This is a genomic window from Pontimicrobium sp. IMCC45349 (genome assembly GCF_047219225.1).
In the GTDB taxonomy this organism is placed as follows: domain Bacteria; phylum Bacteroidota; class Bacteroidia; order Flavobacteriales; family Flavobacteriaceae; genus IMCC45349.
In genome coordinates, this window is record NZ_CP178208.1 from 1,248,778 (window position 1) to 1,273,550 (window position 24,773).

At 32.7% G+C, this 24,773-nt stretch carries 16 protein-coding genes; 7 read left to right on the forward strand and 9 right to left on the reverse strand.

The annotated features are described in order from the left end of the window. Positions 1-12 precede the first annotated feature (12 nt). The 4 genes from ACLII3_RS05750 to ACLII3_RS05765 all read right to left on the reverse strand — a co-directional run bounded on the left by ACLII3_RS05750 (position 13) and on the right by ACLII3_RS05765 (position 6,910). Entirely contained in the window at positions 13-1,203 is a 1,191-nt protein-coding gene (locus ACLII3_RS05750; protein ID WP_412987222.1) for a DUF1501 domain-containing protein, read from the reverse strand. Positions 1,204-1,213: 10 nt separating this feature from the next. After that, complete coding sequence (locus ACLII3_RS05755; RefSeq protein ID WP_412987223.1) at positions 1,214-2,590, reverse strand: DUF1800 domain-containing protein; 1,377 nt, start codon at positions 2,588-2,590, stop codon at positions 1,214-1,216. A gap of 122 nt (positions 2,591-2,712) precedes the next feature. Then, on the reverse strand, positions 2,713-5,076 hold the full coding sequence (locus ACLII3_RS05760) for a T9SS type A sorting domain-containing protein (RefSeq protein ID WP_412987224.1): 2,364 nt from the start codon (positions 5,074-5,076) through the stop codon (positions 2,713-2,715). Positions 5,077-5,356: 280 nt separating this feature from the next. Beyond that, a complete protein-coding gene (locus tag ACLII3_RS05765) occupies positions 5,357-6,910 on the reverse strand; it encodes an aldehyde dehydrogenase family protein (RefSeq protein ID WP_412987225.1) in 1,554 nt (517 codons plus the stop codon). Positions 6,911-7,033: 123 nt separating this feature from the next. On the opposite strand from ACLII3_RS05765, the gene ACLII3_RS05770 reads away from it, so the two are divergent. From ACLII3_RS05770 to ACLII3_RS05795, 6 genes are all read left to right on the forward strand, one after another. Then, positions 7,034-8,092, forward strand: a complete 1,059-nt coding sequence (locus tag ACLII3_RS05770) for an isoaspartyl peptidase/L-asparaginase family protein (protein ID WP_412987226.1) — start codon at positions 7,034-7,036, stop codon at positions 8,090-8,092. 232 nt (positions 8,093-8,324) lie between these two features. Beyond that, complete coding sequence (locus tag ACLII3_RS05775; protein WP_412987228.1) at positions 8,325-13,913, forward strand: alpha-2-macroglobulin family protein; 5,589 nt, start codon at positions 8,325-8,327, stop codon at positions 13,911-13,913. A gap of 88 nt (positions 13,914-14,001) precedes the next feature. After that, positions 14,002-14,898 (forward strand): SH3 domain-containing protein, encoded by an 897-nt coding sequence (locus tag ACLII3_RS05780; RefSeq protein ID WP_412987229.1) that lies wholly within the window; start codon positions 14,002-14,004, stop codon positions 14,896-14,898. Beyond that, entirely contained in the window at positions 14,885-15,193 is a 309-nt protein-coding gene (locus ACLII3_RS05785; protein WP_412987230.1) for an antibiotic biosynthesis monooxygenase family protein, read from the forward strand. The genes ACLII3_RS05780 and ACLII3_RS05785 overlap by 14 nt, the downstream gene beginning before the upstream one ends. A gap of 53 nt (positions 15,194-15,246) precedes the next feature. Then, the gene (gene pbpC / locus ACLII3_RS05790; protein ID WP_412987231.1) at positions 15,247-17,541 is read left to right on the forward strand and encodes a penicillin-binding protein 1C; all 2,295 of its coding nucleotides are present in this window, start codon (positions 15,247-15,249) and stop codon (positions 17,539-17,541) included. Between the two features lie 35 nt (positions 17,542-17,576). Then, positions 17,577-18,515, forward strand: a complete 939-nt coding sequence (locus ACLII3_RS05795) for an endonuclease/exonuclease/phosphatase family protein (RefSeq protein ID WP_412987232.1) — start codon at positions 17,577-17,579, stop codon at positions 18,513-18,515. 39 nt (positions 18,516-18,554) lie between these two features. Here the strand turns inward: ACLII3_RS05795 and ACLII3_RS05800 are convergent, their stop codons facing one another. The 5 genes from ACLII3_RS05800 to ACLII3_RS05820 all read right to left on the reverse strand — a co-directional run bounded on the left by ACLII3_RS05800 (position 18,555) and on the right by ACLII3_RS05820 (position 23,630). Next, positions 18,555-19,112: a tetratricopeptide repeat protein gene (locus ACLII3_RS05800; RefSeq protein ID WP_412987234.1), complete on the reverse strand. Its 558-nt coding sequence runs from the start codon at positions 19,110-19,112 to the stop codon at positions 18,555-18,557. Positions 19,113-19,197: 85 nt separating this feature from the next. Further along, a complete protein-coding gene (locus ACLII3_RS05805; protein WP_412987236.1) occupies positions 19,198-20,595 on the reverse strand; it encodes an RtcB family protein in 1,398 nt (465 codons plus the stop codon). Continuing rightward, complete coding sequence (locus tag ACLII3_RS05810; RefSeq protein WP_412987238.1) at positions 20,577-22,106, reverse strand: PcfJ domain-containing protein; 1,530 nt, start codon at positions 22,104-22,106, stop codon at positions 20,577-20,579. The genes ACLII3_RS05805 and ACLII3_RS05810 overlap by 19 nt, the downstream gene beginning before the upstream one ends. 556 nt (positions 22,107-22,662) lie before the next feature. Beyond that, positions 22,663-23,160, reverse strand: a complete 498-nt coding sequence (locus ACLII3_RS05815; RefSeq protein ID WP_412987239.1) for a YciI family protein — start codon at positions 23,158-23,160, stop codon at positions 22,663-22,665. Continuing rightward, positions 23,160-23,630 carry a CYTH domain-containing protein gene (locus ACLII3_RS05820; RefSeq protein ID WP_412987241.1) on the reverse strand — a complete coding sequence of 157 codons (471 nt, stop codon included), beginning with the start codon at positions 23,628-23,630 and terminating at the stop codon, positions 23,160-23,162. The genes ACLII3_RS05815 and ACLII3_RS05820 overlap by 1 nt, the downstream gene beginning before the upstream one ends. Before the next feature lie 44 nt (positions 23,631-23,674). Here ACLII3_RS05820 and dinB point away from each other — a divergent pair, with 44 nt between their 5' ends. Next, the gene (gene dinB, locus ACLII3_RS05825) at positions 23,675-24,772 is read left to right on the forward strand and encodes a DNA polymerase IV (RefSeq protein WP_412987242.1); all 1,098 of its coding nucleotides are present in this window, start codon (positions 23,675-23,677) and stop codon (positions 24,770-24,772) included. The last annotated feature ends 1 nt before the right edge of the window (position 24,773 follow it).

Genomic DNA, 24,773 nt, shown 5'->3' on the forward strand with positions numbered 1-24,773 from the left:
TTGCGTGACAAACTATATAAATTGCAATGAAGTGTATGATTTATTCAACACAGCTTTATCATCAACTTCAAGCCATTTGTCTAAAACGGTTGCGTAAATACTTCTAAAATCTATTTCAAACTTCAAATCGCCATTAGCGTCCAAATCATTTAAACTAGCTAATTTATTATATAAACCTTGCTGTTTTAAATGTTCGCCAATTATAAACACATTATTTGCCGCTCCATGATCTGTACCATTTGCAGCATTTTGTTTTACACGCCTACCAAACTCCGAAAACGTTAAAATTAAAGTGTCTTTAAATGTATTTTGTTGTTTTAAATCTTTCACCAAGACTTCGATGCAATTAGCATAATCTGAAAGTAATTTTTTTTGTGTGTTTATTTGGTTTGAATGTGTATCAAATCCGTCAAGCGAAGTAAAATAAACACTTGTATTTACACCAGAATTAATAAGTTCAGCAACAGTTTTTAGTTGTTTTCCAAACTCTGAATTTGGATAACTTTGCAAAGAAGTGTATCGCCTTGTTTTTTCAAATAAATATTTTGCTGACGACTCAGCTGATATCATTGTTTTATACAAATAGCCCAAATTATGCTCGCTTAAATGAGTATCAGACTGATGTTTAAGCACCTCCTTTAAAAAAGGTGACTGTGATGTTTTATATAAACGCTCTGGAGCTGTTGTTGCAATTCCATTTACACTTTCTCCCTTCAAAGCAATAGACAAAGATTCGTCTACTTCAATTGCGTTATATGGTTTTTTATCATTTGCATCCAGGTATCTTCCAATCCAACCAGATTGTAAGTATTCGGTAGAGTCGCTTGCAGTTTGCCAAATATCAGTTGAACGAAAATGAGAACGGTCAGGATTTGGATAACCTACATTATTTATAATTGTTAAATAACCATCATCATATAAACGTTTTAACGGAATTAAGCTTGAATGTATCGCAAATTCATCATTTAGTTTATGTATGTCATTTTTTGATAAGGAAATACTTGGTCTTGATTTATAGTAAATATCATTTCTAAAAGGAATAATTGTGTTTAAACCATCATTTCCACCTGCTAGCTGTACAATTATTAATCTTTTATAGCCAAACTTTGAACTCAATGCTTCATCAAATGCTTTTACAAAACTTGGCACCATAAACAAGCTAGTGGCTAAACTTGTATTTTTAATAAAGTCTCTTCTTTTCATAAGTTTAGATTTAACACATTTGATATTCTGGAATAGACATTAACTGAATACAGTAATCCTTTTTTGAAGACTTACTAAGTGTTTCCAAAAACCTTAAGGTTCCTTTATTAATTTTTGAAGCAATTAAAAATTCATGTAAATCATTTGTATTTACAGTATGAAAATTTTGATTAAACTTACCCCAATTAACTGTCGTATTTAATAAATTATGCTTCTTAGAGCGTTCAAAAAACTGACCTAAAGGATCTCCAAAATCCCCTTTTTTATTTTTAGGAATATGAGCATTGTTATACAATACTGATGCTAAACGCAAACGCATTAATATTGTATTACTATCTATCCACTGCTTACCTCCTCGCCACCCAGCAACATTTGGTGGATTAAGTAAGGTTTGACCAAGACTTTTTTGAATAAAAAATAAGCTTTTATCATCTTCAAATTTTAAAGGAATAATATTTTGCATTCCTATATAAAAGTCTATTGGAGACTTAATTTTAGAACCTACATTTACCTCATCATAAAACCAATCAGACAAAAACATAAACTGCATTAATTTCTCAATGCTATAATCTTTATAAAACACATTTGTCATGGCTTCAACATGAGCATCATTGATGGTTTCATTAACAAAATACTTATATATTTTTTTTGAAATAAACTTTGCGCATTGGCGCTGCTCTAAAATAATATCTATAATATCATCTCCATCAAAATTTCCAGTACGACCAAGAAATGTTTTTTGTTCATAATCATGCTGCCTTTGTCTCAAGATAAAATTACCTTTAATATCATGAGAATAACCCGTAAAAGTCCTAGCACTTTCCTTTATATCTTCTTCAGAATAGTGTCCTTCGCCTAATGTAAAAAGCTCCATCAACTCTCTAGCAAAATTTTCGTTTGGACTACGCTTAACATTTTGTTTATTGTTTAAATATTTAAGCATTGCAGCTTGTTTAGACATTTGCTTAACAAAACTTCTAAAATCGCCAAGAGCAAACTCTCTTAACATATTGTTATAATCTTGAACAAAATCAATTCTATTATCTCTAACAACAAAATGATTTGCCCAAAATAATGTCATACGTTCTCTTAAAATCTCACTAGGTACCGACAACCTATTAATCCAAGCTACATTATAATCTTTTAAAAGTTTTCTGCTTTTTTTACGAAGCGCCTTTAAAGTAGCATCATTTTTAGAAATTAATGCTTTATCTAATTCTATTTCAACCTCTGATATATCAATTTGTAAAGGAGTTGCCTCTTTAGATTCTAAAAACAATCTAGACACAACACCTTCTCTAGACTTACCTTTTAAAGTCTCAATATCTTGAGGCAAAATTCCAAAACCTGCTCGCCAATATAAATGTTGTATATCTCTTGTAGTCATTGTTATTTTGACTTATCTAATTACAATTCGTTTAATATTAACACAAAAACAAAGCCAAAAATTGTAGAAATAAAAAAAGCCACATCATTCGATGTGGCTTTTTATCTAATAAAATTTCTAAACTATTTCTTAATAATTCTTATAGTATCTGTAGCATTATTGATAGTCACCTTTACAAAGTATGCACCATCTTGTAATTGAGATAAGTTAACATCGCTATTTAAAGCGTTAGGAGATAACCTAACTACTTCCTGACCTAACATATTATAAACACTTATATTTTGAATGTTTGCCTGTGCTCTTAACGATAACACATCATTAACTGGGTTAGGGAAATATGTAAACTCTCTAACTGTATTATCACTAACACTTAACGAAGCATCAACAGTAATTGTATAATCTTCAGCTTCAAATCTAGAAGCAGTAATATCACAAGGATCATTAGGTGTCGAATCATAATAATCTGTTACAATTCTTAAACGATAATCTCCATCAGCTAATCCATTAGGAATATCTATTGCTGCTGATTGCTCATAACCATAACTAGTTGTCCTAAATACATTTTCGGTAGCATCATCAAAAATAAGATCTTGATTCCAGTCCACCCAAATTGCAGTACCTGCACTTCCACCTACAATATCAGAACTAAAAGTAATTGAAGATCCTGCATAAGTAGTAACAGTCATTGCTGCTGAATTATCTCCATAACCATCAGTTGCGTATCCAGAACCTAAATTTGAGATATTATTTGTTCCACCTGTTGTAGAAAAATCATTAACATAAGTTGCTGTAGATGTTGATGATGGCGTACAATAACATCCATCTGTCGCTGTAGTAAAGTTATACTCCAAACAACCTGAAGCATCACCAGCCGCATTAAAAGGTACAATTGTATAATAATACATTGTATTTACTGTCCCAACATAGCTATAAGAAACTACATTGCCAATTGAAGCATTGTCTAGAACATCTGTTCCTCCTGGTGTTGTACCTAGAGTTAATTTATATCCAATAACATCAGCTACTGCATCCCAAGTAATTACTGTTTCAAAGTTTCCACAAGAAGGATCTACAGTCTCCATTACATTAGCTGCACAATTTGGTGCTACTGTTGGTGCTACTTCATATACAAAATCATCCATATATAAATATTCGTAAGTACCAGTAAATTCAACTTTAAAAGCTACATACTTATCAGTACCTGTAAAAGATGCAAAACTAATAGTTTTTTCATCCCAAGTATCATCTAACATATCTGCCCCAGTAAGAGTTTCAAGCGCTGTAAATGTTGCATCATCATTAGGATTACTCATAGTTCCCACTATTAAAGTTGCATTATCTCTATCGTTAACACTAAACTTAACTTGCTTATCTGCACTTAGATCTGAAAATTCAGGAGACACTAATAATAATGTTGGATTAGCATCACTAGAATTATAAAATCTAATGCTACGTGTTCCAGAATTAGCATATGTAGCTGAACTTGTAATATTTGCATATGTACTTGTTGAATTTACAATATCATCCCAACATACATCTAATGTATCCCCAACTTCAAAATCATTTGTATAATCTACTATATAAGGAGTACAATTAGTAGTGAAATCAATTGGTCCTAACCAAGTACTAAAATCACCTCCACCACAATTTGCTCTCACATAAACTTCATAAGCAATTCCAGGAGATAGTGTGTTATCTGTTACATTACTTGCTCCAGTTACGGCAATTCCAGCAGCAGTTGGCTCACCTGTTCCAGCAACTTGTATCACATATTCAAAATCAACTGTTCCAGCAGCTGGTGTCCAAGAAAGATCTACCGAGTTAGTAGTAATACCATTAGCTTGAATATCTAAAGGACCAAAACACGAAGGCAACGTCCAATGGATACAACTTACTCCTCCTAAAACTGTATTAGTAGAATACGTATTAACACCATTAGCTCCAACAATTAATATACCAGCAGAAGCAGCATCATTATTAGTATTTCCTGCTCCAAAATCAGTGTCTTGATATAAGAATGTTACTTCATTAGTTGTTTCATGCAAAATTAATTCGAAAGTTGCTCCAGATTCCGAATTGTTATAATGTGGTCTGTCATTCCACATAATTACAACACGTCTATTTGGTGCTGTACCCAAAGTTTCCCACACTACAGTTCCGTAATCCGAATCAATGTCATCAGCAAAAGGATAAAACCCTTGACCTGTAGGAGTTGAACTAGTAGTAACTTCTCCTGTAGTAGCGTTAAACAATACACCTCCATTGTTTCCTACTCTCAAATCAGATGATGACACACCATCAAGAGTAAAAGCAAATGGTATTGTAATATTAGCTTCACCATCATCACCTAAGCTTAAATCTGTTCCAGTAGCACTAATATCGTCAAAAGATGTCGTACAGGTATTATTAGGGATTAATTGTGCTTGACTTTGCCATGTAAAAGACAACATCAAACTCATAAAAAGAAATAAAGTAATTTTTTTCATTTTTAGATTAAATTTTGTTTATTAAATAGTTCTTAGCTTGTGAATTTAGACAATACAACGTAAGTTTTGTATTACCTTAGAACCTTTATAAAAAAATCTTAAAACCCTTTAAAAAAAATCTTAATTTTTTACACATTTCCTAATCAAACCCTTGCTTTAATAACAAACACTCAACTAAAAGTCGTAATTAACTGATTATCTGCATAAAAGCATTTTATTTATCCATAAAAAAAGCCACATCATTCGATGTGGCTTTTCAATATTTTACAGAAACTTTTTCCTACAAATCAAACTTAATCCCTTGAGCTAAAGGTAATTCATCAGAATAGTTGATTGTGTTAGTTTGTCTTCTCATGTAGATTTTCCATGCATCAGATCCAGACTCACGTCCACCACCAGTTTCTTTTTCTCCACCGAATGCACCACCAATCTCAGCCCCAGAAGTACCAATATTTACGTTAGCAATACCACAGTCAGATCCAGCATACGATAAGAATTTTTGAGCTTCTTTCATACTTTCAGTCATGATTGCTGAAGATAATCCTTGTGCTACTCCATTTTGGATATCGATTGCATTTTCTACTTCACCAGAATACTTAATTAAGTATAATACTGGAGCAAATGTTTCGTGTTGTACAATTTCGTAGTGGTTTTCAGCTTCGATAATCGCTGGCTTTACATAACATCCAGACTCATAGCCTTCACCTTCTAATACTCCTCCTTCTACTAATACGTTTCCACCTTCAGCTTTTGCTTTTTCAATAGCAGCTAAATACGTATCTACAGCATCTTTATCAATTAATGGTCCAATATGATTCTTTTCATCTAATGGATTTCCAATTGTTAACTGCCCATAAGCACCAACAATAGCATCTCTTACTTTATCATAAACCGATTCATGGATAATTAAACGACGTGTAGAAGTACAACGTTGTCCACAAGTTCCAACAGCTCCAAATACAGCCCCAGGTACTACAACCTTAAGATCTGCAGAAGGTGTAATGATAATGGCATTGTTTCCACCTAATTCTAATAAAGACTTACCAAAACGTTCTGCTACTGTTTTACCAACAATACGTCCCATTCTTGTAGATCCTGTTGCAGATACTAAAGGAATACGCGCATCAGTTGTCATGTATTCTCCAACTTTATAATCACCATTAACGATACAAGAAATACCTTCTGGTAAGTTATTTTCTTTTAAAATGTCAGCAATAATATTTTGACAAGCTACAGAACATAAAGGCGCTTTTTCAGATGCTTTCCAAACACAAACATCACCACAAATCCATGCTAAAGCTGTGTTCCAAGACCATACAGCAACTGGGAAGTTAAATGCAGAAATGATTCCAACAACTCCAATTGGGTGCCATTGCTCTCTCATTACGTGACCAGGACGCTCAGAAGGAATCGTTTGTCCGTTTAACTGTCTAGATAAACCAACAGCAAAGTCACAGATATCAATCATTTCTTGAACCTCACCATATCCTTCTTGAAGTGATTTTCCCATTTCGTAAGATACTAACTTACCTAATGGCTCTTTTAAGTCTCTTAATTTGTTTCCAAATTGACGTACAATTTCTCCACGTTGTGGCGCAGGAACATCTCTCCAAGTTTTAAATGCTGCAGTAGCAGTTTCCATCACACGATCATAATCTTCTCTCGTTGATGCTTTTACTTTTCCTATTAATTTTCCGTCTACTGGAGAGTAAGACTCAATTAATTCTCCGTTAGAAAACCACTCAGAACCTGTAGAGCTTCCATCATTTACTTCTTTAAGACCTAGTTGTTTAAGTGCTTCTTGAATTCCGAAATCAGTTGCAACTGCTTCCATATATAGTTATTTTTGTTTTACAATTAATTTGTCGCGAAGATACTAATTTCTTGTCGTTTCTTATTCAGAAAAAACTCTTAAAAAGCCTATCTTTAAAACTCGAAAACACTAATCACATTCCTAATGAAAAAATTCATTCTATTTTTTACCTTACCCTTCTTATTCTTTGCTTGTAATGAGAATACAAAAAGTACTGAAGAAACACCTATAAAAATTACTGAAAAACCTGAGTTTGCTATCGTTATTCATGGAGGTGCTGGAACTATTCTAAGAAAAAATATGACACCAGAAAAGGAAGCAGAATACAGAGCGAAATTGAAAGAAGCTATCCAAATAGGCTATGAGATATTAAAAAATGGTGGTACAAGTTTAGACGCTGTAACCAAAACCATTAATGTAATGGAAGATTCGCCATTGTTTAATGCAGGAAAAGGTGCAGTGTTTACACATGAAGAAACCAATGAAATGGATGCTTCCATTATGGATGGAAAAACATTAAATGCTGGTGCTTCCGCAGGTACAACAACTGTAAAAAACCCTATTGATTTAGCTCGTGCTGTTATGGAACAATCACCTCACGTGATGCTCTCGGGAAAAGGCGCTGAAAATTTTGCTACCGAACATGGATTAGACATTTTAGACCCAAGTTATTTTTATACAGACAGACGTTTTAAAGCTTTGCAACGCATCAAAGATTCCGAAAAGACAGAACTGGATCATGATGAGAAAAAAACAGCATTCTATGACGCAGACATTAAGAATTCTAAGTTTGGAACTGTAGGTTGTGCTGCTTTAGATAAAGATGGCAACTTAGCAGCCGGAACCTCAACTGGTGGTATGACCAATAAACGTTGGGGACGCATTGGTGATTCTCCAATTATTGGCTCTGGAACTTATGCTAATAATGCTACTTGTGCAGTATCAAGTACAGGTTGGGGTGAATATTTTATTAGAGCACAAGTTGCTCATGATATTTCTGCAATGATGGAATATAAAGGTGTAAGCTTAGAGGAAGCTGCTAGAGAAGTTATCTATAATAAAATGGGAAAACTTGGTGGTGATGGTGGAATAGTTGCTGTGGATAAAGATGGTAATATGGTCTTTGAATTTAATACAGAAGGCATGTATCGCGCATCAATGAATGACAAAGGTGAGTTAGTAGTTGAGATTTATGAGAAATAATTAAATGTCACTTCAAGTGAAATTGCGAAACTAATTTGTGTTAAGAAACCTTTGAATTGTTCTCGATATAATTACAATAAATTGAAATCATTCTGACAGATGTTTTTTCAACTTTAAGAACATTTTAACAACTCCTTAAAATCTAAACTAAAAAAACACTACGTATCTATTAACAAGAAACCACTTACACTAGTTTCTTTATTAGTTATCGTTCATTAAAAACCATCAGCTTATGTCTTTAAAAAATATCTTTTCGTTTCTATTGATTGCCACTTTAGTTGTGTCATGTAAAAAAAAGACTGCTGAAACTGATAATCTATTCAAGTTTAAAAACTATGTAAGTTACGCTACTTCTGGTCGTGTTTCTATATTAAGCTCAATAGATATTGGATTTACAAAAGATGTAGAAGGTTGGATTGTCGATGAAGAAGTCCATGATAATTTATTATCTATTTCTCCAAAAGTAAACGGAAAGCTAATTGCAAAAAACTCAAGGTCTTTGATTTTTGTTCCTAGTGAACCACTTAAACCTGATACTGAATATGTAGTTACTGTTAAACTAAATGAAATCTACCCTTCTATCGATGACGCTTTTAAAGCATATACTTTTAAATTCAATACCATTAAACCAAACTTTACAGTTGTAACAAACAATTTACAATCATATAGCAAAAAATGGCAATACCTTGAAGGTATTATTAACCTATCTGATGCTACAAAACTAAAAGATGTAAAGACGCTTATTGAAGCTTCACAAAACAATAAAACCTTAAGTTTAAAATGGGATGAAACTAATACCTCAGCACGAAATTTTGAATTTAAAATAGATAGTATTCATCGTGAAATTGAAGATTCAGAAATTAAAGTTACTTGGAACGGAAAATCGATAAAAGCTAATAATAAAGGTGAAAACACGATTAAGATTCCTGGTATCAATAACTTTTCTATTGTCAATGTAAATGTTATTCAATCACCTGAGCAACATTTATCTATTAACTTTTCTGATAAACTTAAAAAACAACAAAACTTTGATGGCTTAGTATCTATTCAAAATGTAAAAAATCCAAAATTTATTGTTTCTGGAAATATCTTAAGAATTTATCCAGACACTCGTGTGGTTGGTAATGTGCAAGTGGACGTATTTCAAGGCATTAAAAACGACGAAGACTTTAAACTTAAAAAACCATTCTCTGAACTCATTTCTTTTGAAGAACTAAAACCACAGGTCAGACTTATAACTGGTGCTGGTATTTTACCTAACTCGCAAGACTTAAAATTCAATTTTGAGGCAGTAAACTTAAAAGCTGTAGATGTTAGAATTATCAAGATTTTTGAAAATAATGTTTTACAATTTTTACAAGACAATGAATTAGGAAGTAATAGAGAACGTAGTATTAGACGTGTTGGTCGTCGCATCGCAAAAAAGACTATTTCTCTTATTGATGACGCTTCTCAAAACACTGGTAAATGGAAAGCATACAGTTTAGACCTTTCTAAATTGTTTAATGCAGATGCTGGAGCCATTTATCGCATAGAATTGAGTTACAAAAAAGCATACTCATTATATAATTGTGAAGCAAATGATACAAGCACAACCAATAGTGACGATGAATACTATTACGAAGACGATTACTATTATGATGACTATGGTAACAACGACTACAGACAAAGCGAATTTGAAGATGAAGACTTACGCGAAGAAGAATATTGGGACAATGTAACCTATAGTTATAAACGATATACTTATAACTGGAGACAACGCAACAATCCATGTCATAATGCATATTATAATCAAGATCGAGAGATTGCCACTAACTTAATTGGTTCTAATCTTGGTGTCATTGCAAAACGAGGTAATAACAAGTCTTACTATTTTGCTGTAACAGACATTGTAACAACAAATCCAATTTCTGGAGCTACAGTAGAGTTATTCAATTTTCAACAACAATCTATTGGAAAAACAAAAACCAACGAAGAAGGATTAACATTAATAGATGCAGATAACAATGCTTATTTTGCAGTAGTTTCTAAAGGGAACCAAACTAGTTACATAAAACTTAATGATGGAAATTCATTATCGCTAAGTAAGTTTGATGTCTCTGGAAAAACACTTCAACGCGGTTTAAAAGGCTATATCTATGGCGAACGTGGTGTATGGAGACCTGGAGATTCTTTACACTTAACTTTTATGCTCAATGATAACGCCAATAAGTTACCAAAAGAGCATCCTGTAAAAATGGAAGTAACCGATGCTACTGGTAAATTAGCATATAGAAATATTACTAGTAATGGTGTTAACAATTTCTACAGATTCTCTGTACCAACATCACCAGAGGATAAAACAGGAAATTGGAATGCGAAAGTATCTGTTGGTGGCGCAACATTTTATAAATCATTAAAAGTAGAAACAGTTAAACCAAACCGTTTAAAACTAAAAATAGATTTTAAAGATAATGTGTTATCAAACACAAAACCATTACAAAATACGTTACAAGTAAACTGGTTACATGGTGCGCCTGCAAAAAATGTAAAAGCAGAAATAAAAGCAAAATTTTCTACAACATCAACAGGATTTAAAAATTACCCTAAGTACGTATTTAACGATCCAACGCGTTCTTTTGGAACCGAAGAAATAACCATTTTTGAAGGAAACGTAAATGCAGAAGGAACCGCAAACATTAATAAAAAACTAAATATTGGCACCAATGCTCCTGGAATGTTAAACGTATCGTTCCTAACAAGAGCATTCGAAAATGGAGGTGACTTCTCTATTGATGCCTTTAATAAAAAATATGCACCTTATAACTCATTTGTTGGATTGCGTTCTCCTAAAGAACGTGCTTATGGATCTTTTTATACTGACGAAGACCAAACATTTGATGTTATATTAGTAGATACTGAAGGAAAACCAATAAAACGTGATAACTTAGAAGTAAAAGTTTATAAAATAAATTGGCGTTGGTGGTGGAGCTCTTCTTACGATGATTTAGCTTCCTATCAATCTTCTAAATATCGTACACCTTTTTTAACTACAAAAGTTAATACCAACAGTAAAGGAGAAGCAAGTTTTAAAGTAAATGTTCCAGATAATCAAAGTGGTCGTTACTTAATTAGAGTTTACGATTCTGTAAGTGGTCATGCAACAGGAAGAACAGCTTATTTTTATAGAAATTGGTGGAGACGTAGCTCTGGAAGTGATAAAGATGCAGCAAAAATGCTAGTATTTGCTTCAGATAAAGAAAAATACAACGTTGGTGAAGAGGCTAAAATAACATTTCCATCAGGAACTGAAGGGCGTGCTCTAATTAGTATTGAAAATGGTACAGAAGTACTATCTACAAAATGGGTAAAAACAGAAAAAGGACAAACTACAACAAGCATTCCTATTACTAAAGAAATGACGCCAAATGTATTTGTAAACATTTCATTATTGCAACCACATGCAGTTACTGAAAACGATTTGCCAATTCGATTATATGGTGTAATTCCTATTATGGTTGAAGACAAAAACACCATTCTAGAACCTCAAATTGCAATGCCAGAAGTGTTGCGTCCAGAGCAAAACATAACTGTAAAAGTAAGCGAGAAAAATAACAAAGCTATGACTTATACAGTAGCTTTAGTAGATGAAGGCTTATTAGACTTAACACGTTTTAAAACACCAAATGGTTGGAAAGAATTTTATGCTCGCGAAGCTTTAGGTGTTAAAACTTGGGATATTTTCGATGACATTATTGGGGCGTATACAGGAAGTGTAGATCAAGTATTTGAAATTGGAGGTGATGGAGCAGCATCACAAGGAAAAAAGAAAAAAGCCAATCGTTTCAAACCAGTTGTAAAGTTCTTAGGCCCTTTTCATCTTAATGCTGGTGAAACAAAAGCACACGATATTAAAATCCCAAAATACATTGGCTCCGTAAGAACAATGGTTGTTGCAGGAAATAATAAAAATGCAGCTTATGGTAGTGTAGACAAAACTACTCCAGTTAAAAAACCTTTAATGGTCTTAGCAACACTACCACGTAAACTAAGTCCAGGAGAAAAAGTAACGCTTCCTGTAACAGTTTTTGCGATGGAAGACAAAGTGAAAAATGTAAACTTAAGTTTAAAGTTAAGTGATGGTATTTCAATTATAGGTAACAAAACACAAAGTCTATCCTTTGCAAAACCAGATGAACAAATGGCATATTTTGAATTGGATGTAACCAAAGCAAAAGGCATCAATACTGTTGAAGTAATTGCAAAAGGAAATGGAGAAACCGCATCTTATCAAGTAGAATTAGATGTCATAAATCCAAACCCTTATAGTTCAAAAGTTACAGATATTGTTTTAAACGAAAGCACCACAAAAACAATTGATTTTTCAACTTTTGGAGTTGATGGTACAAACAGTGCAGAGGTTGAATTTTCAACCCTACCTCCAATGGATTTTACTGGCAGATTACAATACTTAATTCGTTATCCTCATGGTTGTGTAGAGCAAACAACATCAAGTGTGTTTCCTCAATTGTTTTTAAGCGATATTTTCGATTTAACTTTTGATAAAAAGAAAACAATAGAAGACAATGTAAAAGCAGCTATTAAAAAGTTAGCGCATTTCCAAAGACCTAATGGCGGCTTATCTTATTGGAGTGGACAGAGTAGTGTTAATGATTGGGGAACATCATATGCTGGTCACTTTATGGTTGAAGCCGAGAAAAAAGGATACGTATTACCGCTTACATTTAAATCTAATTGGATTATGTATCAACAATTAGCTGCTAAAAACTGGAGAGCTTCTTATAAAAATTACAGAAGTGATTTAGCACAAGCATATAGACTTTACACATTAGCTCTAGCTGGACATCCAGATTTAGCATCGATGAATAGACTTAAAGAATTTAGCGAATTAAGTAATGATTCTAAATGGCGATTAGCAGCTGCTTATGCATTAGCTGGACAACCAGAAGCAGCAAAGTCAATTGCAAACTCTGCTAATATTGAATTTACATCTTATCGAAATGATTACCATACTTATGGTTCGGTAGATAGAAATAGAGCTATGGCTTTAGAAACTATGATCATTCTTGAAGATGCTCAAACAAGAAACATTGCAGAATATATTGCTAAAAGACTATCTTCTAACTCTTGGATGAGCACACAATCTACGGCATACAGCCTATTAGCTATGGCAAAAATGGTAGATAAAAATGGAGGTAAAGAATTAAACCTTAACTATAAAATCAACAATGGCAGTGCAGTAGAAATAAACACAAAAAATGCTATTTCATCAAGAAACTTATCTATAAAAGATGGTACAAATACGATAGAAGTTTCCAATACTAAGAACAATACCATTTATGCAAGAGTAATTACTTCTGGTAAGCTTCCTTTAGGTCAAGAAATTGCAGAACAACGTGGTTTAAATGTTTATGTAACTTATAAAGATAGTCAAGGCAATAAAATAGATATAAGCAAACTGCAACAAGGACAAGATTTTGTAGCCAATATAAAGGTTGTAAATCAAAAAAATGAAACTATAAATGATGTAGCATTAACTCAAATATTCCCTTCCGGATGGGAAATAGTAAACACACGCTTTACTGCATTTGGAGATGCTGCAACAAATCAAGCTGATTATACAGATATTAGAGATGATCGCGTAAATTTCTATTTCAATCTGGAAAGAAGCTCTAGATCTGGAAGTACAAAAACTTTCAATGTACTTCTTAACGCTTCCTATTTAGGTAAATATTATTTACCTGGAACACAAGCAGAAGCGATGTATGATAATGACTATTTTGTAAGAACAAAAGGTCAGTGGATAGAAGTTAGTAAATAACAAAAAATAGTCTGTTCGCAATTGATGCGCTAAAAATCTTTAACAAGTTCGAATCTTTTTCGAACAGGCTTTTAACACCTCAAACATTATGAAAAATTTAGTAAGTATAATATTAGTATTTGTAGCTTTTGGATATGCTACAGCACAGGACATTCAATATGTAAATGCCGAAAATGGGTTATCGATAAGAGAAAAACCAAATCGTGGAGCTATGAGATTAGCTTTATTAGATTATGGAACCGTTCTAGAAATTGTTGAACACACCAATTTAAAATTGGATGTCATGAATAATGGCGAAAAACTAACTGGAGAATGGGTAAAAGTAAGAAGTCTGGATGCTTATGACACTTTTGAAGGTTATGTTTTCAACGGTTTTTTAACTCAAGAAAAGCTAGAAAAAAGATTTAAAACTAAGTATAATGAGTTTACAGTAACTATAGATGGTTTATCCGAAAAAGAAACTGTAAAAGATGAAGCAAACCCTGAATTTAATGACGTATTAATATACAAACTAAAAGATGGTGAATCTTTAGAAGGAAAAACAGTTAAAGTAAAGCATCATCAAGAATTTAGAAGCATTGAAGTATTTCAAAAGCATGAAAATAGCATCGCCATTTCTGATGACAATTCACATTGCGACATGATCAATTGGCAACATTATTATTCAAGCTGGAAACCTCTAAAAAAAGTAACAAGTAATCATAGATTTAAAGTGATACCTGTTACAAAAAAAGAAGCGAATCGATTTATTGAAATAGATATCGAAGAGTTAAAAACAGTTGTTAATGATGAATGTGGTGAATCTTGGAGTGCATCTATAGAAAACATAGAATCTTTAAATGATTACCCAGTAAGTGTAAAAGTTAGCAAACAATATTTACGTGTACTTATGACAGATATTGATGGTTTTAAAACAGAAAAAATTATCATCTTTGAAGTACCAATAAGTAATACACTAAATCAAGATTCTTATGCAAAACTTTAAACCATACTACGCAGTAATTTTTACATCAACGCTCACTAATGACACCGAAGGCTATAGTGAAATGGGACAAAAAATGGTAGAATTAGCAAAAAAACAAAAAGGTTTTTTGGGTATTAACAGTGCTAGAGACGAAGTAGGAATTACTGTGAGTTATTGGGAAAGTTTAGAAGCTATAAAAGCCTGGAAACAAAACTCTGAGCATATCATTGCACAACAAAAAGGACACAACCAATGGTATAGTTGGTACAATACTAGAATTTGCAAAGTAGAGCGTGAATACGAATTTAAAATTTGAAAAAAATAATAAGCTATATAAAAAGAAACAAGATTAAATCAGCAGTATTATGCATGCTGTTGATAGCTTATTATTTCTGTTTACCAAAACAGCTTTTTACAGATCCAACAGCTACTGTAATAGAAAGTGATAAAGGGGATTTATTAGGTGCATATATTGCTAAGGATGGTCAATGGCGATTTCCTCATAATGATAGTGTTCCAGATAAATTTAAAGAATGTATCATCCTATTTGAAGATGAATACTTCTACAAGCATCCTGGATTTAACCCAATATCTATCGTAAAAGCACTCAGAGACAATATCAGCTCTGGAGAAGTAAAACGTGGTGGTAGCACACTTACGCAACAAACTATTCGCTTATCACGAAAAGGACAAGCAAGAACATATTTCGAAAAATTAAAAGAAATTATTCTAGCCACACGCTTAGAGTTCAGACATTCTAAAGAAGATATTCTAGCATTCTATACTAGCAATGCGCCTTTTGGAGGTAATGTAGTTGGCTTAGACGCTGCTTCTTGGCGCTATTTTAATAGAAGTGCAAACGATTTGTCTTGGGCTGAAAGTGCAACTTTAGCAGTATTGCCAAATGCACCAAGTTTAATTTACCCTGGAAAAAACCAAGAGCGCTTATTAAAAAAAAGAAATACATTACTAAAAAAATTATTTGAAAAAGGACTCATTGACGAACTCACCTATGAGCTTTCCATATTAGAAACATTACCACAAAAACCCTATCCTTTACCTCAATTAACACCTCACTTACTACAAAACATCGCCAAAACTCATTATGGTAAACGTATAAAAACAACTATTAAAACGAACATACAAGAACAGGCAAATACAATAGTTAAAAACCATTATTATCAATTACGCCAAAACGAAATTCACAATATAGCTGTATTAGTTTTAGATGTAAATACACGAAAAGTAGTGTCGTATATTGGAAACTCGCCTACTGATAAAGCACATCAAAATGCTGTAAACATTATTAATAAACCTCGTAGTACAGGAAGTGTTTTTAAACCATTTTTATACGCAGCCATGTTAGATGCTGGCGATTTATTACCAAATACTTTAGTGCCTGATGTACCAAGCCAATTTGGAAGTTATAATCCGCAAAATTATAACAAAGATTTTGATGGCGCAGTTACTGCAAAACGCGCTTTAGCACGTTCGCTTAATGTGCCTTCAGTAAAACTGTTACAGCAGTTTGGTTTAGATAGGTTTTACCATTATCTCAAGCAATTAGAGTTAAAAGACATAAAATATAATGCCAATCATTATGGTTTATCCTTAATTCTTGGTGGCGCAGAAAGCAACCTTTGGGATTTATGTAAAAGTTATGCAGCTATGGCAGGAACTTTAAATCACTTTAATGCGCATTCAAGTCAATACTACACTAACGAATTTTTAGAGCCAACATTTTTAGATAGTAAAGAGATAGATTTTGGTGAGTTAACCAGCGAAAAAACAGTATTCGATGCTGCCTCTATTTATTTGACTTTTGAAAGTATGAAAGAGGTAAACAGACCAGAAGGTGATGAGAATTGGCAGTTTTTTGACTCTTCTAAACAAATAGCTTGGAAAACAGGAACCAGTTTTGGGTTTCGTGATGCTTGGGCTATTGGTGTTACCAAAGATTATGTTGTTGGTGTTTGGGTTGGAAATGCAGATGGTGAAGGAAGACCTGGATTAGTTGGTGTACAAACTGCTGCTCCAATTTTATTTGATGTTTTTGATATCTTACCAAATAGTGAATGGTTTAGTAAGCCTTTTGACGAAATGCAAGAAGTAAAAATCTGCTCTAAAAGTGGTTACAGAGCATCTCCTATTTGTGATGAAACTTCAAATCAATTTATTCAAATTAGTGGTTTAAAAACCAAAGCATGTCCTTATCATGTATTAGTACATTTAGATAAAACAGAACAATATCAAGTCAATTCTTCATGTGAGTCACTATCTAATATTAAGAACACATCATGGTTTGTTTTACCTCCTTTAATGGAGTTTTATTACAAGTCAAAAAATCCATTTTATAAATCGCTGCCTCCATATAGAAATGATTGTTTAGAAGAAGGAAGCGTAACCATGCAATTCATTTATCCAAAACAAGCTGGGAAGTTTTTTTTACCAAAAGATTTTGATGGAGAAACACAAGAATTGGTTTTTAAACTAGCACACTCAAAACCTGAAACAACAGTATTTTGGTATATAGACGATACTTTTATTGGAAGCACTAAAGCCATACATGATTTAGCAGTTATCCCAACAATAGGTAAACATACTATTACTGTAGTTGATGAATTTGGTAATGAAGCAAAACGTGCTATTGAAATTTCGGAATAATTAATTATATTTAGTTATCTCAAAAACAACCACTTATGCCTGCATTTCCTAAACCAAACTTTGTTTATAACTTTAATCTTAATTCTGAGTTACAGCATCTTTTAAGTCACAAAACTACACGTCAAATTCCTGATAAATCTGATAACAAATTATTAATCGCTACTTGGAATGTAGCAAACCTTGGACTACAAGATAGATGGAATGAACATTATAAACTTATAGCAGAAATTATTAGTTGGTTCGACGTCATTGCTATTCAAGAAACCAATGACAACTTAATTGGACTTAATAATATTGAACTAGAATTACCTAATTATTATGATGTTGTCTTTTCGGATAAAGGTGGAAATAATGAACGCTCAGTCTTTATCTTTAATAATGAAAAAGTGAACTTATTACAGTTAATTGGTGAAATTGCAATTCCTCCAAAAGACTATCATCATATTAAATTAAAAGATGTAGATTCAAAATTTAAAGGATTTGACCGCAACCCTTACCTATGCTCATTCGAGTGGAATAATGAGAAATTAATATTTATTACTGTACATTCTTTTTTTGGTAGTGAAGCTAAAGTTGATATTGAACGTAGAGCTTTAGAAGCCTATGCTATTTCTAGGTATGCCGATTTAAGAAAAAATTCTAAATATGCTTTTTCAAAAAACATAATAACCATGGGTGACTTTAATATTCCTAAAGTTGAAAAAGGCGATCAAACCTATGATGCCTTAATGAAACGTGGTTTAAAACTACCTGAACACTCAACTCAAATCTACTCAAACATTAATAATGATAAGCAATACGATCAAATAGCTTTTTTACCAGATTTAAAATCTAAAATCAAAGCTCATGGTGTTTTTGATTTTGATAATGTATTGTTTCCAGATTTGTGGCAAACTAGCGTTTCCAATTTTAAAAAATATATGAAATACTATATCTCTGATCATAGACCAATGTGGATTGAGCTAGAATTATAAAAAGAGCCACAGTTAAAACTGTGACTCTTAAACCTAATCTTACTTCTTCTTATTTTTAGAAGTGTTTTTAGATGTCTTTTTCTTAGACGTTTTAGTCTTTTTCTTCTTTGGTTTTAAAGCATCTTGTTTTTCTTTAACACGTTTTAGTTCGCTATCCATAAAACTTCTAAAGTCATTATTCAACGCTAAACCTTTTGCTGTTTTAAAGCAACGTTTTGCTTCTTTATAAACCTCTTGTTTTTCAAACATAATACCATATAGGTACTTTAAGCTTGCTTGATCACATTCTAGTAATGTAAAACCAATTTCTAAGACTTTCTTTGCTTCTTCGTAATCACTATTATTAATTAACATTTGCGCATAGTAATAATAGGTTGGTGTGTATTCATAATCTAAACATAATGCTGTTTTATAATATGTTTTTGCATTTTTATAGTCTTGCATTTGTTCAGCATAAATCCTTCCCATTAAATAATGTGCTCCTGCGTGATTACTACTTCCTAGTACATATTGTAATTTTTCTATGCATTGCTCAACATCGTAAGGATAGTTATCCAACGCTTGCAAATACAATATGTCCTCACTATATGTTGCCATAATTTTTTAAATTTTTAATCGTTTAGATCGATAGTTACACTTCGACAAGCTCAGTGTGACATTTAAAACAACACTAAACGACATATTAATTGTTATCCATTCTTACAATTTTTGGTGTAAACGTGCCTACGACTTCTACCAATTCAGTTTGGTTTCCCATTACCTTATTAATGTCCTTATAAGCCATTGGCGCTTCATCTCTTCCACCTCCAATTAAAGTCACACCATAATCCTGTAAGACTTTTTTAATTTCACTATTTGTTATTTGTTCCTTCGCTTTTCTTCGCGAAAGCTGCCTTCCTGCTCCATGCGAAGCAGAATTAAGCGATGCTTCAAATCCTTTACCACGAACAATAAATCCTGAAGCTGTCATGGACCCTGGAATAATTCCTAAAACTCCTTTTTGAGCTGGAGTTGCACCTTTACGATGCACTACCAATTCTTCTCCATTTACTTGTTCTTTCCAAGCAAAGTTGTGATGATTTTCTACCACTGCTAATGGTCTTTTTCCAAGTGCTTTAGCTAGACGTCTATGAATATCATGATGACATGCCGAAGCATAATCACCAGCCAAATTCATTGCTAACCAATACTCTTGACCATCATGTGTATTTAAATCTAACCACGCCAAATGTTTTGCTTCACCTGATAATGGTGTTTGTTTCATCGCTAATTTGGTGTAATGTTTAGCAATATTTGCTCCCAATCCGCGAGAACCACTATGCGATAAGACACCTACGTACTGTCCAACAGGAACATTAAATTCATTCTGTTCATCCTGAATATCTACGAATCCAAATTCTACAAAATGATTTCCTCCTCCTGAACTTCCTAACTGTTTAAACGCTTTGTCTTTTAATTTCTTAACAGTTGGAATCATGCTAAACTCGTCACGTTCAAAAATTGGATTATCTACTTGTTGCTTATGCACTTCGTAACCTCCAAATTTGGTGTGATCTTGTAGCATCTGTACATATTTATCTTTGCTTCCAGCTAAATAGGAAGGTGCTATATCGTAAATTGACAAACACATTCTGCAACCAATATCTACACCAACTCCAAAAGGAATTACTGCATTATCTGCTGCTAGCACTCCACCAATTGGCAAACCATAACCATGATGCGCATCAGGCATCAAAGCTCCCGCTTTTGCTATTGGCAATTTTAAAGCTGTAAATAACTGATGCTTTGCTGATTCTTGGATTTCATTTTCTCCAAAAATCGTAAAAGGTACTCTCGTATTATTTAGCTTTTGTGCTTCTATTTTAACTGGTTGGATAAGCTCTTCAGCAATTTTACCCATTATACCATCATTGATATACTTCTCTGGATTTTTTAAAACGGTTTTTAATCGCTGAATTACTTTATCCTTACGTTCTCGTTTATAATGAGAAAGCATACTATTTATTGCAATACTTATTACTTTTCCTTGGGGATAACCTATTGCTATTAGGTCTTTTCCTCTTAATTTAAGTTTTGCCATTTTACTTCTTTTAAATTAAATCTTACACTATCCTTAGGCCAATTAACTTTATAACTAGCCTCTAGAATAGAGTCTACTAACCTTGAGTTATAAATCTCAAGTTCATATGGTGCCTTATACTCAAATGAGTATTTATTAGATTGCGAGCTAGCTGCTCTAGATATCACAAATAATAGGTAAATAACTATCCAAATTATTCTAACTACCCAAGCAATATCCCAACCTTGATGAGTCATTTGTTCACATTCTACTGCTCTTACATATACTGCTGGCTGATAAGGCCTTTCATATGCCATTCTATTTTTTCTATTAAGTTTAGAATGGTTAATCCAGTGATTTATCATTTCATATGCTTTTGCATTTGGTTCTTGATTGCACTTAGCTTTTGCCTGTACAATTTCCATTCTTGGAAATCCAACTTCAAGAGTTGCCAAACGCTCTGGCGCTTTCCCTTCTTCTTGCATTTGTAATGAGAAAATAGAACTTGTTCCATCACAACATTCTTCATCATACTCAGCAACACAGTGTTGCATAGCCATACCTTCATCATAAAGTTCGATTGAGTTTTGAAGTTCTATAGTTTTGTAAACTACTTTTTTCCCATTAACAATTTCTACTTTATATAAAGGTTGAATACCTGAAGATTTCCATGAAAGCACACGACCAATATCTCTATTGATATACATTCTGCGATGCCACTCATTTGTTTGATGCAACAAAGCATTGAATGTTCTTCCCTTCATTGAAAAAGTACTGTCTTCACGATACTTAAAACCTAAATAATCAATGATTTGATTAAGTTCGTTAGTTTCTAATCGTTCTACTTTCGCAAAAAATTGAACTACTGTACTCCAAAAGTCTTCTTGAGCATCTCTAATTATTGACAATCTAGAATATGCTATCAATTTTGCAGCTTGCTTTGTTGCTCCAAAACCTAAAGCTTGTGCATAACGCAATGCTTCATTTACTGCAAAATATGATGGTGCATTTCTAAACTCATGAGCCATTTTATTAGTTAATTTTACTTGTAACTGCGACAAGTTTTTAACACTTTTACCACTACCTAATTGCACATACCAAAGCATGTGTAACTTATGACTGTAATAAAATGATTGCTCTAAAAATGGAGGTGTTTCGTATTGTGCAAAACAAAATTTTAATAATGAACTTACTTGTTCATCTGCATTAAAATAATGGTTTTCCCAATCTTCTATATCTCTCACTATTTTATTACCAAATGCACTTATATTGTGAACTACTGCTACATGATTATAGCTTCTTAAAAGTGCATAACACTTTTGATTATATAAGTGAATTAAGAGTTTTTTGAACGTTTCTCTTTTCCAAGTATATCTTTTTTTACTTATTTTAGAGAAGAACTCTCGTAACATAGACTCAACGGTTCCTTTGTAACGCTGTGGCTTATTGTTTTCATTAAAAACTGCTTCAACCAAAGCTAGATATGAGCTATGTTTTATATTTCTGTTTTGTGTATTGCATATAGTTTTCATTTTAAAGTTCTTTACTCGATTATCTCTCTACGTAAAGCCACTTAAACTTTTAAATACTGTTACTAAACTGTGTTTATATACTGTCATTTATTTTGCTTTAGGACTTAACTGCTTAAATAAAAAAAGCTCGATTCTAATTAAAGAACCGAGCTTTTATTGGCATCAAAATCTCCTCCTTTCAAAAGGGATTTACGGTTCAAATTCATCATGTTTTTGGTGTACTACCAAAAGTTGTTGCGCAATTGTTGTATGATGTAATGTTTTCATCTTTATATTTTTTCCATAAAAAAACCCGAGTTTTTTAGAACTCGGGTTTTGATATATTGTTGTTAATTTTAACTCTATTTTGAGGTCATACAATTAACAAAACCCAATCTTAATCTTGGAGCATCTCCAACATTAAGTAGACGATATGTAGTTTTAATTAATTGCATGTTTTCGTTTTTTTAATTGTTTTGCTTTTCTGCGTTGCAAATATAGAATCAGATTTTTCTTATTTCCAAATAAAATTTAAATTTTTTTATAAAATGTTGATTTTTAATATATTAAAAACATATTATCTCAAGCAAAATTCTTTAGCTGCCCACCATGGATGGATTTCTATAGCTAATCTTCCAGCTTTTACAGATGGATCTGCATTAGCTAAACTATCTGCCATTTGCAATGTTGGTACATTGTAAATTGTAATACCTCTAATATCGCCATCGTCTCCAAATGGACCAGAAATATCTGCATAACCTAACTCATACATTTTTCCTAAATGAGCTAAATGAGCTGCTTGTAATTCTTTAGCTTCTTCTTCACTTTGCGAACGGTTTTCGCCTCGTTTTAAAAAGGCTATAAAATACTGTTGCATGATAATAGTATCTTGCGTTTTCTCGTCTACATAATCAAAGATTTGAAACCCTTTTGATGTTAATTCTGCTTTAAGCTCCTTTACTGTTTTTTCTTTAAATTCAGTCTTGACCTCTTCATGAATTACTTCTTCTTTTATTTCGTTTTTGCATGACTTAAAAATGATTAATGCCAACGCTATAAATAGTATTTTTTTCATTATTCCCAAGTATTAAATGGTTGTTTACTTAATTGTGAATTATAGTATTTAATATCTCCTGTTACTTCTTCTCCTAACCACTCAGGTTTAGAAAATTTTTCGTCTTCTGTTTTTAACTCCACTTCAGCTATAACAAGGCCTTTATTATCTCCAAAAAACTCATCAACTTCAAAAATATGATTATCTACTTTTACCTCATAACGTAACTTATCAATCACACCTTTCTCGCAAAATTCTAATAAAGCCTTAGCTTCATTTTTAGTAATATTTTTTTCCCATTCAAAGCGACTTAATCCCTCGTTAGAAGACAACCCTTTAACAGTCAAAATGCCTTCGTCATTTTTTAAACGCACTCTTACAGTACGCTCAGGGTCTCGATTTAAAAACCCTTGAATAATGTGTGTAACCTTAAAGGAAGCTTCTTTATAATCTTCGGATTTTACTAAAAACTTACGCTCTATTTCAATCATGTTAATTATTGAATAATGTCATTTAGAAGTTCTAAATTTACGGTATGCACAACGATTTACCAATAAGAAAAATTATTCATGTTGATATGGACGCTTTTTACGCATCTGTAGCACAACTGGATCATCCTGATTTAAGAGGTAAACCTGTGGCTGTTGGTGGAGGAGGAACTCGTGGTGTTATTAGTGCTGCAAGCTATGAAGCACGTAAGTTTGGAGTAAAAAGTGCTATGGCTGGAAATTTAGCCAAAAAGTTGTGTCCAGACCTAATTTTTATTCGCGCCGATTTTGAACGTTATAGTGAAATCTCTAAAAAAGTTAGAAAGATTTTTTTTGATTATACCGATTTGGTAGAACCCTTATCACTAGATGAAGCTTATCTTGATGTTACCGAAAACAAAAAAGGAAACCCAAGCGCTTCTTTAATTGCCAAAGAAATTAGACAACGTATTTTTGATGAATTAGGTTTAACCGCTTCTGCAGGCATAAGTATTAATAAATTTATTGCTAAAGTTGCCAGTGATTATAACAAGCCTAATGGTCAAAAAACAGTAAATCCAGAAGAAGTATTAGACTTTTTAGAAGCTTTAGATATTCGAAAATTTTACGGCATTGGTAAAGTTACTGCCGAAAAAATGTATCAAAAAGGCATTTTTACTGGTAAGGATTTAAAAAGTAAATCGTTAGAATATCTTGATGCTAATTTTGGTAAATCTGGACGCTACTACTATTACATTGTTAGAGGTATTCAAAACAGCGAAGTAAAACCAAACCGCATTAGAAAGTCTTTAGCTGCCGAACGTACGTTTAGAAAAAACCTCTCTAGCGAAGTGTTTATGTTAGATAAACTAGAACATATTGCAGACGAAGTTTCACGTAGATTAAAAAAAAGCAAAGTTGCTGGCAAAACAGTGACTCTAAAAATTAAATATAGCGACTTCACCTTACAAACACGTAGTAAAACCTTGCCATATTATATAAGCGACAAAGCCATTATGTTAGAAACGGCAAAGAACCTACTCTATCAAGAAAAACTAAAAAACTCGGTACGCTTATTAGGGATTTCTATGTCTAACCTCAACACAGAAACCCAAAAAAAACCTGAGCAAAAAAGTGTAAGTATGCAACTTCGGTTTGATTTTTAAA